Annotated in this window: 7 protein-coding genes; 3 read left to right on the top strand and 4 right to left on the bottom strand. The window is 53.3% G+C overall.

The window, feature by feature from the left end:
- Positions 1-8: 8 nt before the first annotated feature.
- The 3 genes from VIJ98_RS20650 to VIJ98_RS20640 are packed head-to-tail and all read right to left on the bottom strand — an operon-like array spanning position 9 to position 13,933.
- Positions 9-485, bottom strand: a complete 477-nt coding sequence (locus VIJ98_RS20650) for a hypothetical protein (protein ID WP_008105702.1) — start codon at positions 483-485, stop codon at positions 9-11.
- Positions 482-12,256, bottom strand: coding sequence for a hemagglutinin repeat-containing protein (locus VIJ98_RS20645; RefSeq protein WP_323271310.1), 11,775 nt, complete (start codon positions 12,254-12,256; stop codon positions 482-484). Before VIJ98_RS20645 ends, VIJ98_RS20650 begins: the two co-directional genes overlap by 4 nt.
- Positions 12,257-12,268: 12 nt before the next feature.
- The gene (locus VIJ98_RS20640; protein WP_323271309.1) at positions 12,269-13,933 is read right to left on the bottom strand and encodes a ShlB/FhaC/HecB family hemolysin secretion/activation protein; all 1,665 of its coding nucleotides are present in this window, start codon (positions 13,931-13,933) and stop codon (positions 12,269-12,271) included.
- Between the two features lie 453 nt (positions 13,934-14,386).
- Here VIJ98_RS20640 and eptB point away from each other — a divergent pair, with 453 nt between their 5' ends.
- On the top strand, positions 14,387-16,039 hold the full coding sequence (gene eptB, locus VIJ98_RS20635) for a kdo(2)-lipid A phosphoethanolamine 7''-transferase (RefSeq protein ID WP_323271308.1): 1,653 nt from the start codon (positions 14,387-14,389) through the stop codon (positions 16,037-16,039).
- Positions 16,040-16,099: 60 nt separating this feature from the next.
- On the opposite strand, the gene VIJ98_RS20630 is transcribed toward eptB, so the two are convergent.
- Entirely contained in the window at positions 16,100-16,672 is a 573-nt protein-coding gene (locus VIJ98_RS20630; RefSeq protein WP_323271307.1) for an XRE family transcriptional regulator, read from the bottom strand.
- A gap of 63 nt (positions 16,673-16,735) precedes the next feature.
- Between VIJ98_RS20630 and VIJ98_RS20625 the strand changes: the two genes are divergently transcribed.
- Together VIJ98_RS20625 and VIJ98_RS20620 are read left to right on the top strand one after the other, a co-directional pair.
- A complete protein-coding gene (locus VIJ98_RS20625; protein ID WP_323271793.1) occupies positions 16,736-17,245 on the top strand; it encodes a GNAT family N-acetyltransferase in 510 nt (169 codons plus the stop codon).
- A 44-nt stretch (positions 17,246-17,289) separates the two neighbouring features.
- Positions 17,290-17,823: a GNAT family N-acetyltransferase gene (locus VIJ98_RS20620; RefSeq protein WP_154156721.1), complete on the top strand. Its 534-nt coding sequence runs from the start codon at positions 17,290-17,292 to the stop codon at positions 17,821-17,823.
- Positions 17,824-17,841: the final 18 nt, after the last annotated feature.

The raw sequence follows: 17,841 nt of genomic DNA, 5'->3' as shown, positions 1-17,841 counted from the left end.
CAAACGTGTTAGCTCAAAAGATCAATAAATGAAATATTATATTCAGACGACTCGAAAGGGTTCAGGTTCGTAAAAAGCAACTCATCACCTGCATTAATTACGAAAATGTCAGGGTTGCTATTGAATGATAATCTTACTCCAACTATAGCATTGTCATCCTGTGAAAGAATAGAGTGAAAATTATTAGGGCTTAACCCAATATAACGTGAATAAGGCTCTGCATCCGAAATATCCATAACTATTTCCTTTCCATACTCGCCTAAGTCTCGATTAATTAACCAACCACGCTCTAATGCAAGAGTGGATCCATCCCTACCGCATGAAAATTGATATTCCTCATTGCAGCCTGAGAATTTTATTTGCAATCTTTGAGGAGCATCTAAATCAGGACCATCAAGGAAATAGATAAGACCATAAATAGCCTCTATCTCTTTATCAAAGGATTTTTTGGCCCATATTTTCATGTTTTCCAATGAGCTGTTCACCTTGCATCTCCTTTTAAAGCATTTATCACTGAGGTGTTTTCATTAACACCGTCCTTAAGAATTGTGACAAAGCTTCCATCAGGTTTTGTCACTACTACGTCATTTCCTTTTATTCTGAAAAATACATCTCCACGGCTTGCCCCTGGTCCTGTACCTTGGCCAGCGAACTTTCCAGGAATGACTTTATCTGGATTTTTCCCTATATCATTGATTATATCAATGACTCGTTGTCGGTCATGAGCGTTTGATGCATCTCCACCAAAATCTTCTACATGCTTACCTAGCTTTTTACCTAATTGGGCTTTACTTACTGAAAACTCAGCACTTGCTCCCACGCCTGATGCGGGACGAGAAATAGTACCAGTGGCTGGTAAATAACCTGATATTTCATCGCTGGCCTTATTTAATAGGCTTGATGCTTCAGCAACATCACCTTTCTTAAGTGCTATTTCAGCCGCTTTTAATGCTTTGCCAGCAACATCACCGGCACCGGGAATAATACCTATTGCTGCGGCTAGGTAATCCAATGCCGATTTCGCTTCCACAATACTCTTAATGTCACCTATGACAGGCACAAAATCAGCCCCCGTCAAAAGTATTTCCTTAAACTCTTCACGGCGCTGGGTGTACATTTTCACTGAGCACGCTTCTGCGCTCATACCTGCACAGTTCTCTTGCTTATACTTTTCGTTTAGTTCGTCAACCCTTTCCTTTGCTACTTGTTGAGGGGTTTTTCCTGAAGCAGTAGCACTGGTTAAATCGCTCAAAGAGTTATTTTCCGTTTCAGTACGCCCGGTCACCGCCCCACTACCCGCCCCCATGCTACCGTCAACCGCTCCACCGGATACTGCACCAGCGAGGGTACCAATATTGGCCAGCAATTCTTTCTGGTCTTCTGAGAGCTCATTAACATTCTTACCAAAGATGAACTCACTGAGTGCATCATTGTGTCCCAGCATCGCCGCCGTAAAGCCGCCGGCTGCACCGCCAGCCACGCTTCCGCCCTGCGCCTTGGCAATAAGGCCAGAAACCAGCGTGTGAAGTAGCACACGCATCGGTTCACCTCCGGCAGAATTATCAGAGGCATACTTAACCAATTGCGCAACTAGAGGAGAAGCTCCTGCTGCCACCGAACCTGAAACGTTGCCCCCGGCCAGCGCTGATAAGAGGCCCACAACAGCCTGTGCGGCCGACTGGTTTAGCGATCCTACTCCGTACTGCGCTTCAACCTTCTTATCGGAATCTGCTATCGCCTTTTTCTTCTCAGGGTCGGTTTTTCCCTTAAACGACGGATCGTTTTCCAGCGCGGTACGTGCTTCCTGCTTGCGCTGTTCCTTTAATTTTTCATACGAGGTTTCTATCACCTGTTGGCCGAGCACAGTCATCTCACGCTGCACATCCAGATTGCTCTGCAGCTTTTCTGCATCAAACTTGTCTTTCAAAGCATTTTCGGCGGACGCCGTGTCACGGCTTAACTGTGAAACATCTTGCTTCTGCGCATCAGGATTGCGGATCTCAATGGTGCCTGGTGAGACTGCGCTGTAAGTGGTAGAACTGGCGCTGTCCTTACTTTGTTGCAGCGTGGCAACCGGAAGTGAGTTACGGTTAGATGTCGGCTCTTTGTCATCATCCTTAACGTTGCCTTTAGAGGTATCCGTTTGTTGTTGCTTATCTTTATCACTGCTGTCGGTATTTCCGGCGCTTGCGCTTACAGAGAATCCATAGCCGTTGCCACCGGAATTGGCATGGTTATCAATGTCGGTCCAGCCCAGCGTACCGGTGCTGAGGTGATTCTTATTTGCGCTAGCAGCAGAGCCAATAACGGCCCCATCCAGTTGCGTGTGGTTGCCAACGTAAATGTCGTAGCCACCTTCGCCTGCAACGATGCCGCTCTGTTGCTGAACGGAGGCAAAGTCATTATAGAGGTTGCTCCCGCTCATATTTGCGCTGCCTTCCACTACAGACCCCGCACAGATAGGCGGCACGCATATACTGAAGCTTGCGCCCGATGAGCTTTGCTGGCTTTTGAAGCTGGCGTTGTCCTGCTCGCTGCGGATTATCAGGTTTCTCCCGGCATCCACACCAACATGCTTACCGCTGAGGTTGGCACCCTGCAGCACCACATCCTGACCTGAGCTTACACTCAGGTTATTACCCGCTGTTACCTCACTGTTGTGATGTGTGACTGAACTGCCGTTGGCATTCGCGCTGTTCTGGCTGGCCGAGAGCGAAATAGAGAAGCCGTTCTGAGAACCACCCATCCCAAAGCCAACCCCCACGCCATACTGGCTGCCACCGCCTGACGATTTCATGGATGACGCGTCGGTTGCGCTCTTAAGCTTCACGTCGCCACCGGCGGCGAGCGAAACATTGTTGCCGGTTATCTTCACGCCCTGCGCCGTAATATCTTTCTCTGCGTTAAGATCGACATTGTTGAGCGCGCCCAGCACCGTACCGTTTTCCTGAGTGCTGCTCTGGGTCTGTGACTGGTGGCTGCTGCCTGCCGTGGCGGACACGCTGACCTTGATGGCTGCGTTACTTTGTGCGGAGGATGAGAGCGCCGTCATGGCCGCCTGGGCCGCATAGATGGCCTGCAGGCGGGGATCGTCATGGTTACGGTTAGCCTCCCGCGCCTTATCCACTGCCTGCGCAATGCTGACCGCATAACCCGAGACAGAACCGGTGATCCCGTATTTTGTGGATTCACTGCTGCTGCTGGCGTTATGCGTATCTTTGGCAGGATCGAGGTAGATGTTTTCCCCGTTGACGCTCAGTGAATCACCGGCGAACACGTCCGCCCCCTGCAGGTTAACGTCTTTAGCCGCATTAACCGTCACGTCACCCAGCGTACTGACGATACCGCTGCGCAGGGTACTCTGCTGCGTGCCTGTGCTGGCGTTTTTCCAGCTGTTGTGGCCCACGCCCACCGTGCCGCTGTAGCCGTCGCCGCCCAGATCGCCAATGGCGTGATCCGAGCCGCTGGCCGATGTCTGCTGGCGATCTTCGCCCGCGACGACGCTGACGTTACCCTGCTCCGCGTTCAGTGCGACGCCGGTGGTGCCGGTCAGCGTTGAGCCCGTTATCCCGATATCACCTGTGTGGCTGGTCACGTCAACGCTGCCAGCGGTAATCGATGAGGTGTGCTGCGTCAGGATGCTGCTGTCGCCGCTCATCTGGCTGTTTTTCGAGCCGTAGTTGGTGCCCGCCGAGCCGTTGTTCGGCGACCCGCCGCCGCTGCGTGCCAGCGCACCAATTGAGGCGGAGGTCGTCGCCGACCAGCTCTTACTGCTGTTACTGCTGGCCGCTTTCTGACTGTCGGCGGCGCTGGTGATGTCGATATTACGCGAGGCGTCCAGCGCCGCTTTACCACCGGCGTTTAGGCTGCTGCCTTCGACCAGAATGTTGCCGGTGGACGTATCCGCATCGCCGAGCGCCTTCAGGGTCAGGTTGCCCGACGCGTTAAGTGCACTTCCACTCTGATAGACGCTCTCGATGTTCTGGCTACCCTGGCTTGCTGAGCGGCCATAGGTCAGGCCCGGCGCAGGGGAATCCAGCGCGCTGGCGCCGAACTCGTTGCCCACCTGCTTGACCTGGTCGTACACCGAACTGGTGTTGTTCATGATGTCGCGCAGGTTGCGCACAGTGTCCAGCGGCCCCAGGTTGAGGCTCAGGCCAAACCCGCTGCTCTTCGACTCCTGCTTCGCGGTTTCGCGCACCTGATCCTGGCCCGAGACGATGGCGATGTTTTTCGCCTTAACGCTGATGTCGCCATTCTGACCGCCGGCGACCACGTCGCTGCCTTTGATAAGCACATTGTTACCGGCGGTCATGGTCACCGCGCCGTTACCCGCACCGACCAGGCTGCGCGCATCGCTTTCCGTTACCTTCGCGCCATCATACTCGCTCTTTGCCGACTGCTTGCCGTAGCTGATGCCCAATCCGCCGCTGCCCATCAGACCGCTTTTCTTCACCTCTTTCAGGCTGTAGGTTGATGCAGTATTGGTGGCGGTGACCAGGTTCAGGTCGTTGCCCGCGTTAAGCGCCACGCCTTTATCACCCGCGATGGATGAGCCTTGAATCGTGAGGTTATTGCCTGCCGTGACCGACACATTATTGCCGCTCAGATGTGAGGCTTTTTCATTGGTTGAACTGTCTTCCTGAATGGTGTGGGTGGTGGTTTTCTTCAGGAACCCTTTCTTGGTTTTGGTTTCTTCTCTGTAGGCATAATCGCTTTCGGTCGCCGTAGAGATGTTCACATCACGGCCAGCCTTTAGAGCCAGATCATGATCGGCAGTTAAATCGCTCGCTTTGCTGGTGATATCGCGGCCTGCGGCCAGAGAGATATTGCCACCACTGGTAATTTCAGTGCCCTGCTGACGCACTGTTTCGTTGATAACCGTTTTTTTACTGCCGCGTTCACTGTCTCCGGAGCGGCTTTCAACTGCATTCAGATTGATATCACGCCCCGCCTGCAGACCAATATCACCTTCCGCCGCCAGCGCTGCCGCCTGGCTGGTGATATCCTGCCCGGCTTTTAACGTCAGATTGCCGCCGCTGGAAACGGTCGTGCGTTCAGCACCTGAGCTATGCGTTTCCTTGTTACCTGTTTTACGGCTTTCGCTGGTCTCGATGCTGTTGAGACTGAGGTCGTGCCAGGCGTTGAGTAGCAGATCGCCGCCCGCATTGAGTGAGGAGCCGGTGAGGTTGATATCGTTGCCGGACTTCAGGCTGAGCGCATCCAGTGACGTTATCGCCGCTGTTTGGCCAAGCAGCGTCTTGCTTGCCTGCACTGGCCCGTTGCCGCCGATCGTCCACTGTGAACTTGCGGTGGTGTTGTTGATGTCACCGTTGACGCTTTCCAGCGCCACCTTTTTACCGCTGATTGTCGAGCTGACGTTGTTAATGCTATTCAGCGCGCTGAGATTCAGGTCGCCTCCGGCTTTAATCAGCCCGGCTTTAAGGTTGTCGATATTGTTCTGGCTGTCTGCGCTGACAGCGTTCTGCGCCACAATGCTGCTGGCGCTGTTGGTCATGTTACCGCCGGAAAGTATGACGTTGTTCCCGGCAATCACGCTGCCGTTGTTCATCGCCGCATCTTTTTCGGACAGGTACACTTTCGGCACCATCACCGTCTGGCCATTCACCGAGGTAGCTTCCCACCAGATGATGCTCTTATCCAGCGAAGCAACCTGATCCGCAGTAAGCGACACGCCAAACTGCAGGCCTAAAGACTGCTGTGACGCGGCGGCGTTATCCATCAGGTAACGCATCTGGTCCAGATCGGAACCCACGCCATTCAGAAAGCGGCTGCCGGTCTGGTTAAGTACGGTGTTGCTGACGTAACGGGTATCAAATGCCGCATCGCCAAGGAAGCGGTAATCGTTGTCAGGCTTGAGGTTCAGCCTGTCCAGCAGATAGGACGAGCCGAGGAAAGTATTCACGTCGGTATACTGCTGACGGCTTTCCTGTGGTGCGCTGCCAGGCTGTTTACCCAGCAACTGATTGAGGTCACCAAACAGGCTGGCGTCCAGCTGCCCCAAACCGTTTAATTTCGGGTTGATGGTGATGAGATACGGGCTGTTGTTATCACTGGCGACGAAGTAGCCAGTGCCGCTGGTTGGTAGCGGGTATGCGCTGGTATCGACATTTGAGGATGCATAGTTTTTGAGTGTTGCAGGGACCACTGTAGCGCCCGTTGCAAGGCTGCCAGCGTTGCCCAGGTTAGCCTGACCTTTTTGCGTTCCGGGCTGATTAGCGAGTGATGCGCTTACTGGCGCTGAGGAGTCAAGTGCGGTACCGCCGTTCACCTGCTGCAGTGCATTTTGCAACTGATCGCGCCACTCTGGAGAGTTTATGGCTACGCTGCTTGTGGCAGCGAGTTGCTGACGCTGCTGTGCATTCACCTGACTGACAGCAGCTAAGTTATTTAATGCTGGCGCATGGATTGTTGTTCCAACCCAGCCGGCATTGGGTGTTGAGCTGGTATTGCTGATATCACCGCTGAAGCTGGCATTAACGTTACCGCCAGCCTGAATTACGGAACGTAATGCATCTCCGCTAAAAATCGTTTCAGTTTCAGGTGTTGTAGTTAAGAGATAGGTCACTAAAGCAGCCGATGTATTTCCTCTGAAGGAAGCCAATTGAGCATCAGGAGAAAAATAATCCAGATCGCGACCGCTTTTAAGTTTGTTGTACCCAGTGCGGCCATCATAGGTGTACGTCAAATAAGTGTTGCTCACACCGTTAAACCAGGACTGGTTATTAAGGGTATTTCCCTGAAGCGATATGGAATTACCCGCCAGTAGCGTACTGGCGAGATTATTGAGTTGGCTGGCAGAGACATCAAGATTTCGCCCCGCAGCTATGCGACCAGCATTGCCATCAGCTTGGGCGTTAAGTGTTGTAGTTTCTGTGAGATAGCGTTGAATAGCACCTTGCGCATTAGGAGCCAGGTATGAGTAATCGTCAATTGAACCATTCCCCTTACCAAAGCTGCCGCCCGTCCTGACGGAAATAATGTAATAGCCTAAATCAGAAATTTTCAGCTGGTCGAGCCGGTAAGTTAAAGATGAACTACCAATACCTGTTGGTAAGCCAGATACAGGTTGGGTCTTTTCTTCAACTCTCAGACCATCGCGCTGATTTAGCAGGTTTCCAGTCCTAATCGTGATATCGCCATTCTGCGACTCAATGGTGCCGGAAGTATTGATCACCTCGCCATTGGCATTCCCCGCCGCGTCGCGCTGCATCCACAGACTGTTGCCTGCCAGCATATCGCCACGCTGATTTTGAATGCTGTTGGCGTAAAGATAGAGATTCTGTCCGGCGTAAAGTAACGCCGTGTTCACAATGCTGCCTGGCGAGGAAATGGTGAGGCTGCCACGCGTGCCGGTGAAACCATTGAGTGCTACGTCACTGCGGCTGGCCAGCGTAATGTTGCCGCCACCCTGCAGTGTGCCAGCGCTGTTCATATTGATGCGGTTACCGCTCAGGCTGCTTTCGCCGGTTCCGGTTGTGATCTGGCCGTTGTTCGTTAGGTCGCCGCCAGCACTCAACGTCAGTGCCTGCCCCTGTAACGTGCCCAGGTTCTCAATCGCACCGTTACTGCTGATAGTCAGGCGATTGGCTGCGGCCAGCGTATTGCGTGCGGTAAAACTGTTGATGAGTTTCAGCGTGGCATCGCCCAGCGCTACCACCTGTCCCAACTGATCAAAACCGGTGCTCTCCAGCAGCAGATTGCCGCCGCTGAACAGTTTACCCGCAGCCTGTTGCGTGACCTGGCTGGCCTTAACGTTCAGCTGATTGACACCCAGCAGCGTGCCGCTGTTGTTGAGCTGGTCATAATTGACCGCCAGCGTGCCACCCTGCGCAGTTCCCTGATTCAGCAGTTGCGAGCCGGTTAAGGTTCCCTGCTGATCGGCCAGCAAGGTGCCGATGTTGCTGGCGTTGGCAGCATTCAGCGTCAGCTGCGCTGCCTGCAACCAGCCGCTGTTGACGAGTTGAGGCGTGGTGAGCGTGAGCTCACCCGCAGACAGCATTTTTCCGCTGTTGGTCGCGCTGCTGCTGGCGGTGATGCGATTAGTTGTCCCCTGAATCAGGCCGTAGTTATACAGCTCTGGCGTGGTCAGCGTCAGACCGCTCTGGCTTATCAGCGTCCCGCTATTATTGTTGGTGATACGGCCACGGATGGTCAGCAACAGGCTGTTATCTCCCTGCAACCGCCCGTTGTTAGTCAGTGTTCCAGTGGTGATCGTCAGATCACCGCCCTGAATGCGGCCATCATTGCTAGCCGTCGCCGCCTGAACATCCAGTTTGCCACCTGATAACAGCGCGCCATTTTGCTGCTGCGTCAGCGTGCCGCCGAGCACTGCCGTCAGTCCGTTAACGCCGGAGATTTCTCCGCCGTTGCTTAGCGTAGTGCCTTTTAATGTCAGGTTCCCGGCAATCCATTGTCCCTGATTGGTGAGGCTGAGGGCGTTGAGCGCGGCGTTGCCGTTGGCGGTGATTTTGCTGCCAGTGGCAGATGTCAGCGCATCGCTGAGGTTGAGCGTCAGATCGCCAGCGCTCTGCATCGCGCCGTTGTTGGCCAGGCGGGTGGCGTTCAGCAGGATTTGCTGTCCCTGCCAGCTGCCGTTGTTGGTGATGACATCACCGGCAATGTTCAGCGCGCCCTGCGTCAGCAGCTGACCGCCAGCATTGTTGATTAATTCACGTGCGGGCTGCGACTGTACCGCCAGCATGCGGAAACCACGGGTCTGCGCCGGACCGATAGTCAGTGATTGTAAGCCAATCAGACTGCCCTGATTGGTCACGCTGGCCGGGGTAATAGCCAGCGTTTGGCCCTGCACGCTACCACTGTTATTCAGCGCGCCGCCACTCAGCGTCATCGCTTTATCCGCCAGCAGCGAGCCGCTGTTATTCAGGTTCTGCGCGCTGACCTGTGCCGTGCCCTGCGACAATATTTCACCACTGTTGCGCAGCTCACCCGCAACGTCCGCAGACACATATGTGGTGCCCAGCAGCGAGCCCTTATTCTGCCAGCGTCCTGCACTGATTTGCGCGTTGTCACCCTGGATTGTGCCCGCCGTGTTGAGCTCAGTTGCGTTCAGTAGCAGCTCGCCGCCGGTCAGCGTTTTGCCGCCAGCCGCCTGTGTCAAAGCGCCGCGCGATTGCGCATCCAGCGAGGATGTTCCCTGCCATAAGCCACTGTTGCTGAGGCTATTTCCCCGTAACACCAGACTATCGGCCAGCATCTTACCGCTGTTTTGCAGGTTACCCGCCGTCAGGTTAGCGTTACCGCCCGCAGTCAGGCTGCCACGATTATCCAGCAGCCCGTCAGATTGGCCTTTGAGTGCGTCAATACCGTAAACGGTACCATTGTTGGTCAGCGAGCCAAACTGATAGTCAATGCTGTTGCCCTGCCACACACCGGCGTTATCAGCGGTTGTGCCCTTCAGTGAAAGAAGACCGTTGCTCAGTAACTGCCCCGCGCCCAGGTTGCTGAACTGCCTGAAATCCGCGTTAAGTCCGTTGTCACCCTGGAGCAGGCTTTGATTCTTCAGCACATCACCTGAAACGTTCAACTGCTGTGCCGCAATCGAACCGCTGTTGTTCAGCGTACCGCTCAGATCTGCATTCAGATTGGTTGCGGTGATACGTCCGCTGTTGGTCAGGTCACGGCCGTTGATGTTGAAGTCATCCGCCACCTGTAACAGGCCCGCATTGGTCAGCTGTATCGGGGAAAGCGTCAGCGAACCGCCGCTGATAAGCTGACCGCTGGCGGCGTTGGTGATATCCGTGCTGTTCAGTGATAGCGAGCTGTTACCCTGCAGCAGACCGGCGTTGGTCAGCTGAGGTGCTGTGATGCTGAGTCGGTTGGCCGCCAGCTTACCGCTGTTAGTGATGTCGTTGCTGATGAGAGCAAAATCGTTCTGGCTCAGCAGTGTGCCGCTGTTATTCAGCGCGCCGCTCAGGGTGCCAAGGAACTGTGTGGTCGCCTGGGCGCTGCCGGCGTTCTGCCAGCTTTGCAGCCGCATATCAAGCGTGTCGGCCTGAATGCTGCCCTGATTATCAAGGCTTCCAGCCTGAGCAGTCAGCGTGCCGGCACTCAGTAACTGGCCGCCGGTTTTATTACTGAGTTTATCGCCCGTCACCGTAAGTGCATCACTGCCCTGAATCAGCCCGCTGTTAACTAAATCTCCCTTAAGCCTGAGCGCCTGCGCCAGCAACCAGCCGCTGTTATCAACCGAATCTGCTTTGAGCTGTAGGTTCTGCTGACCAAGAATTTTGCCGCTGTTATCAAGCGTTGCGGCGTTGAGTACGCCATCACCCGCACTTAACGCATTGCCGCTGTTATGCCAGCTGCCCGCCGCTACCGCCAGCTGCTGTCCCTGCAAAAGGCCTCGGTTTGTGAGCGTGTCTGCTGCGATCGTCAGTTTGCCGTCACTCAGCAACGTGCCGCTGCTGGTTATCGCCTTGCCGCTGGCCTGCAGGGATTGTTTGCCCTGCAACGTGCCGCTGTTGTTCAGCGTACTGGCATCAACAGTGGTTGTCGCTGCAGCGATTTGACCGTCATTGGTCAGCGCAGCGTTATCAAGACTGAGGTTGTTATCCGCGAGCAGCAGGCCGCCCTGCTGATTATTCAGTTGCGCATTGGAGGCAAACAGGCTGGCAGCGTTGATTTCGCCGCTGTTGGTGAGTGCGTCGCCACTCAGCGTCAGCCCTGCCTTGCTGGTGATGAGCCCGCTGTTAAACAGTTGCGGCAGATTGAGTGCAAAGCTGTTGTCCGAACTCAGGGTGCCGCCCGCCAGATTATTCAGGCGGTTGCCGATGTAGGTCAGCGCTTTGCTGCCCTGAATCAGCCCGCTGTTGTCAGTTTGCACGCTGCTGAGTGAGAGCACCGGCGCTGACAATACGCCCTGATTCAGCAGGCTGTCGCTGCTGAGGCTTAGACTCTCTGCGCCGGAGATGGCCGCGCCCTTACCATTCTGCAGGCTACTTGTGGTGATGCCGGTGGTGTTACCGGCCAGCATGCCGTGATTATCGAGTTGTTTGGCCGTGATGTTGAGGCTTTTTCCGGCCGTCAGCTGGCCGCTGTTGCTGAGCCGATCCTGCGCCTGCAATCGGATATCGTTACCGGCTTTCGCGACGGCATTGCTGTCCGTGACAACGGTTGCGCCACTCAGCTGAATATCACGTCCTGCCGTGATGCTGGTGCCATTGGTGGTGAGATTTCCTTTCGCCGTGACGCTGACTCCGGCGTCGCTGACCAGCATGCTTTTATTGAGCGTTGCATCCTGCTGTGCACTGAGCGTGACCTGTCCGGACGCTTTGTTTTCCCCACCAAGCGTCACTGATTCAGCATTCGCCGTCAGCGCCCCGCTGCTCAGGCTGTTATTCAGCGTCAGTTTACCGCTGGCATCCAGCTGAATATCACCCTGCTTCGCCACCAGGTTACCGAGGTTAACCCCAACGCCCTTTTCGCTCGACACCAGATGAATGCGATTGGCATACATGCCGCCAAGCGCGCCGGTATCCACCGCTACCGACGGCGCCGCACCTTCACCGGCAATCGGCGTGACGGAACCATCCGTACCCACGCGGTTTGCCCCGACCGTAACAGACAGATCTTTCGCATGGATCCCGGCGTTGATCTCCGTTGCGCGCGCGACGATCGACACCGCATCGGCACTGCTGCCGTCCAGTCCCTGACCTTCGACGATCACCGATCCTTTCGTCACATCCAGCGCAGCCAGATTGCCGTTGGCATCCAGCTGCGGTTTACCGGTGGTCAGCGTGACGTTCGGCGTGTTGATAAAGCCGCAGCCGTTACAGGTAATACCGTACGGGTTGGCCACCATCACGTTAGCGGCTTTACCCGCTACTTCGGTGTAGCCCTGCAACTGCGAGCGATTGGCGCCAACGACTTCGTTGATGATCGCCTGCGCTTCGTGCCCGGCTTTCAGATTAGGGTTGTTCTGGATCAGGCCGCCCAGCTGCGTCTGGGTAAGCTGACCCGTGGCGTTATTGAGGATTAAACCCTCTTTGCCAACGTTGTACTGCTGGTACTGGTTATGCGAAATCCCGGCGCCGTTGGGCGTGGTGATATTCACCACCGGCACGCCGTTGCCGGCGGCATCCATTTTCGTTCCTGGCGTTACCGGCGTAATTTGCGCGGCAACAGCAGGCAGCATTGGCTGGACCGCCACCAGATAGCAAATCAGGTAACTCAGCGCGCGACGGGCGAGGGAAACGGGTTGACGATCGTCCATAATCTTTGCCTCTTAGAAAACCAGCCCGACGCGGGCGTAAATGCTGACGTGATCCGGCTGAAGGTGGCCGGGATAGCTGAGGGGAATGCCGACGGTGTACTGGGTGTAGAAGTTGCGGCCACGCGTGCTGAGACCTAGCGCGCTGCCCCACAAGGTGCCGGTGGACTCGCGGTTCTGCACGTCGCTCTTTAACCAGCCGCCGTCGATGGCCGCCAGCGCGCTGACGTCGCCCAAAACGGGCAACGTGAGCAGGCTGTAGCTCAGTTCGTTGCGCAGATAGCCACCGGCATCACCGGAGAGATACTGCTCCTTAAAACCGCGCACCGAGCTTTCGCCACCCAGCGTCAGGCGTTCACTGCCGTAAAGCCGATCGGGCGACCACTGGCCGTAAACGCTGCTGAGCAGCCACAGTTTGTCAGCCAGCGGCCGCTGGAAACTGCCGCTGATACTCCACTTGCGGAACTGCGCTTTGGGCAGATCGCCGGTCTTGCCCGCGTCATCTTCGGCATCAAACCACGGCATGCCGCGGCTGAACGTTGGGTTGAGCGTAGCGACGCCGCCGAGAATTTTCTGCGTGTGATTGAGTCCCAGCTGCGCGCTGGTGATTTTGCGGCTGCTGCTCTGCAACAAGGTATGGTTGAGATAGTTGTGGCTGGAGTAGTGATTCAGGCCGAGCTGGATGCAGGTTTTAATATCGCCGTTACGGAACAGCACCCACGAACCGTTAAGCCGGTGCGACACGTTGTCGCCGTTGCTCAGCCAGGTGAAGCCGTTGTTAACGAAGCTGCTGTGATAGTTGCTCCAGCTGTAGCTGTAATCGAGTAAGCCGTAGCCGTAGGGCATGCTGACGCCCGCCTGCAGATTCTGCGCATCACGCCAGTCGCTGAAAGCGCTGCTGCGCCCGCCGCTGATAAACCAGCGGTCAGCCAGTCCCAGCAGATTGTTTCCCGTCAGCGAGGCGTTGAGTTGACCAACGCCGGTGCTTTTCTGTCCGCTATTATCGAAACCTAATGATGCGCTGATTGGAAATTCCGGTTTGGCCGTTAGATTGACGACCGAATAACCGGTTTTAGGCGACGGCTGTATTTCAATCTGTACCGGTGTGGTGCGCACGCGGTTAATCTGCTCCATGCCCTGCTCAATATCGCGCAGGTTAAGCACCTTGCCTTCCAGACCGGGAAACGCCATCTGTAATGAACGCGGATGCTGGCCGTCGAGACGAATGGCGTCCAGCTTTCCTTCCAGCACCGGAATAATTAACTCGCCCTGCGATAAATCCTGTTCAATTAAAAATGCCCGGCTGGTGATATAACCGCGCTGCATATACCAGTCAGAAATGGCATGCACCAGCGAATTAATTTCGGTTAAGTTCAGGCAGCGATGAATATAAGGTGCGGCCAGCGATTGCTGCTGTCCGGCAGAAATTAGCGTGGCGTTGCGAATAGCGATATGCTGCACCGGAAAGCAGGGACCGGCCTGACCGGAATCCGCTGCTGGCGTGCTCTGCGGCGCGGTAGCACTCCACAATGCGTCACGCTGCTGCTGGTCATTTTGCAAACGTTGCTGTTGCTGGTTCTGAATATAATCACGGTCGCCGGGATTTAACGGTGCCGCAAATGCAGAAGTTGTGATCATACCGACGCACAGCGCCAGTGACATCCTTGTTTTTGCCATCATAATAAGACTTAAGCGAAATTGATTGTAAGTTTTGTGTAAGCACTTTTGTGCAGAATATCACCTTAACAATCAGAAAGTTCCTGGCTCCTTATAAAAACTTTAATTTCCTGTTTATTCAATTTTATAAATCATGAAGTTTCCCCTTAACGCAAATAGTCAGTCATTCCATCATTTTCATCGATAATGTTTACTTTCATGGTCATGCATGTTGAATGAATTGATGAGGGAAATGCATATACAGAATGAGGATCTTCACTGCATTGATTAGCAGCCTGCGGGGAAAGTGGTGGTTGCGAGCCCTAATCGAGGCATAAGCGCCTACCTTTGGTTGTTACATTATAACATACTTTAGGCCCAGCAATGGTTGAACTGATCCCCAAATCCATCCTCTTACCTAGGGCTGTCAATTTACAGGCAAGTGATTTAGTTGTTCATTATAATAACGGGGAATACATGTTTAAAAAGGGTTGGGTTAAGCAGTTTTATATACCGGTGTTTATTTCGCTCTATATCGGCGTACTTCTTAATATTCCGATTTTCATCCGTCGCTATACGCAACTGCAGTTTGATAACACCCTTTCATTAGTGACGGAGATCATCGCTGCATTTTGTTTGGTAATGCTGTTGACGTTGTTAACCTCATTAACCGGGAAATATCTATCGCGCGTATTAATGACCATGCTGGTGCTATTCTCCAGCGCCGCCAGTTATTACATGATTTTCTTTAATATTGATATTGGTTATGGAATTATCGCCGCTGTTTTAGCCACCGATTCATTAGACCTTTCTAAGGAATCGGTGGGTTGGCACTTTATGCTGTGGATGGTGATCATTAACATCGTCCCGCTTTGGCTAATCTGGCGCGGAATGCGCATTAATCCCGTAACAGATATCAGTAAAAAGCGTTACTGGTCCTATAAAACTATCGCCATTGTTATCGCCGCATTAGGTTGCTGGTTGCCGTTGAATTTAATGGGCAAAGTGCAGGATGAACAGGATAAGAAGAATAATCGCATGATGGCCAGCTACGGCGGCATTGTTGCGGGTACTTATTCACCGTCTAACTGGTTATCGGGCGTTGGCTTGTTGGCTTATAGTTCGTTCAGCCAGGCTGAAGATAATCGTAATCTTTACGATCCCGCTGAGCACTTTAAATACGTTCCACCGAAAAATGCGGATAACTTGTATATCGTGTTTGTGATTGGTGAAAGTGCCCGCCGCGATCATATGGGTCTATACGGTTACGATCGCGATAACACGCCTTATCTCGATCACGAAAAAAACCTGGTTCACTTGCAGGGTTATTCTTGTGATACCTCCACCAAGCTCTCGCTGCGCTGTATGTTTGTCAGAGAAGGTGGCGCCTCAGAAGCCCCGCAGCGCACGCTGAAAGAGATGAATGTCTTCACGGTGATGAAGAAGCAGGGCTTCTCGGAAGATCTCTATTCCATGCAGAGCGAAGCCTGGTTCTATAACAAAGTCATGGCCGACAGTTATTCGATGCGTGAATCTATTCAGGCGGAGAAGCGCAATGTTGGTAAGCCGGTGGATGATATGGCGTTGATTAATGAATTGCAGGACTCAATTCAGCGTCATCCGCAGGGTAAACATATTGTGATTCTCCATACCAAAGGCTCACATTATATGTATACCGAACGCTATCCACGCGCGTTTGCACGCTATACGCCGGAGTGTCAGGGCATTGATGATGCCTGTAGCACGCAGGAGATGATCAATTCCTACGACAATAGCCTTTTGTATACCGATTATTTTCTCAAGCAGACTTTCGATAGCCTGAAAGATAAAAATGCCATCGTGTTTTATGCCTCTGATCATGGGGAATCGATTTCCGATAATCTTCATTTCCACGGCACACCACGCGATCATGCACCAATGGCGCAACGCACGGTGCCGATTATGGTTTGGGCATCGGATAAGTTTTTAAGTGACAGTAATAACAAAGCGTCATTTGCCAAACTTCAGCAACTGCAGAATGACAAAACGCCGGTATTCCACGAGAAGTTATTCGACTCGATATTAGGTTGCTCAGGTTTTACCTCACCGGATGGCGGAATTAATTCGCTCAGGAACTGGTGCGCGCATTAAGGCACAATCCAGGCGGCAGTTTTACGTCCAATTAATAATGGATGTTTAACTGCTGCTGATTTATTTGAGTACGATTACCGCATAGCGACAACGTTGTTCCGAGTCATTCCTGAAAATACAGTCAGCAGGATCGCCCAATTCAAGACAATCGCCCGTCTGCATTTCGAAGATTTTTTCGCCTTCTTGAAAACATAATTCGCCCTCTAAAACCCAGATAAGCTGACGGCGCGACACATAGGAAATGACCGGCATCGGCACGCTAACGCCGGGCGGCAATTCTATGCTGACAAGATCGAGCGCTATCTGTCCCGGTGACACGTGTCGTCGGATATATCCCGTTTCAGGATCCTGCCAAACCGGTTGCTGATGCTGCTTCAGTAATGTGCCCGTTGGCACTTCACTCAACGCAATCAGTTGCGACATGCTCATATCAAACGAACCCGCCAAACGTGCCAGCAACGTTGCTGTAGGACTGCTTTCTCCCCGTTCAATTTTATGGATCATCGCCCGTGATACGCCTGACTGCTCAGCCAATTCGGTCAGCGACCAGCTGCGTTTTTCTCTTTCAGCCTTCACTTTTTTGCCAATTCGCGCGTTTAAATCATCTTCTTTAGTGGATTTTTCGTCTGACATAGTAGATATATAAGATAGTGTACGAAGCGTCTACTTTAGTGGCATAACAGCGAGGTGTCTATGGTGAACATACGTCCGGCAGTTGAAAAAGATGCAGCGGTAATCACAGAGATTTATAACCATGCCGTGCAGAACAGCACAGCCATATGGAACGATAACACGGTCGATATTGCTAACCGAATCAAATGGTTGTCAGATCGGCAATCGGCAGGATTTCCGGTTCTGGTCGCTGTTGATGAGGATGACATTGCGCTCGGTTACGCTTCCTATGGTGACTGGCGTCCGTGGGATGGATACCGCTATACGGTTGAACATTCGGTTTATGTCCATAACGCCGCCCAGGGAAAAGGTCTTGGATTAGCATTAATGCGGTCACTTATCACGCATGCGACCGCGCAAGGTAAACACGTGATGGTGGCGGGCATTGAGTCTGAAAACACACCTTCAATCGCGTTACATCTCAAGCTAGGATTTACCGATGCCGGACAGATAAAACAGGTAGGAACCAAATTTGGCCGCTGGCTGGATCTAACATTTATGCAATTAAGGCTGGATAACAGGGACCAACCTTAATTGACGATGACCTTGCTGGAGCCAAAGCCCAAAATGGAGGAACTATGACGCCAGAAATCAAAACGGAACGATTAATCCTGAAGCCGCTGGAAAGCCGCGATGGGCAGGCGATGCAAATCGCCTTCCCACGCTGGGAGATCGTGCGTTATCTCAATGCCAATGTACCCTGGCCTTATCCTGAAGGTGCCGCGCAGGATTATGTCGATAACGTGGTGTTGCCCGCCGTTAAGGAAGGTCGATGCTGGTGCTGGAGTATCAGACGTCAGGAGAAGCCTGAGGAATTAATTGGGCTGATTGAACTGCGTGATGGAGAAAATGATAACCGCGGATTCTGGTTGGTACCTGAGTGGCAGCAACGCGGATTCATGAGTGAAGCCTGCAACGCCGTTAATGATTTCTGGTTTAAAACGCTGGGCCGCGAAGTACTACGCGTGCCAAAAGCGGCGGTGAATACCGGCTCGGTGATGATCTCACGTAACTCTGGCATGCGTCTGATAGAAACCGGTAAAAAAGAGTATGTGGCGGGTGTTCTCGATTACGAATTATGGGAGTTAACCCGCGAAGAGTGGCTCACATAAAAAATCAGCCAAATCAAC

Origin of the sequence: Pantoea sp. S18 (assembly GCF_045689705.1) — a bacterium.
Classification (GTDB): domain Bacteria; phylum Pseudomonadota; class Gammaproteobacteria; order Enterobacterales; family Enterobacteriaceae; genus Pantoea; species Pantoea symbiotica.
Note: the sequence above shows the minus strand (reverse complement) of the source record. Positions and strands in the feature narration are given on the sequence as shown.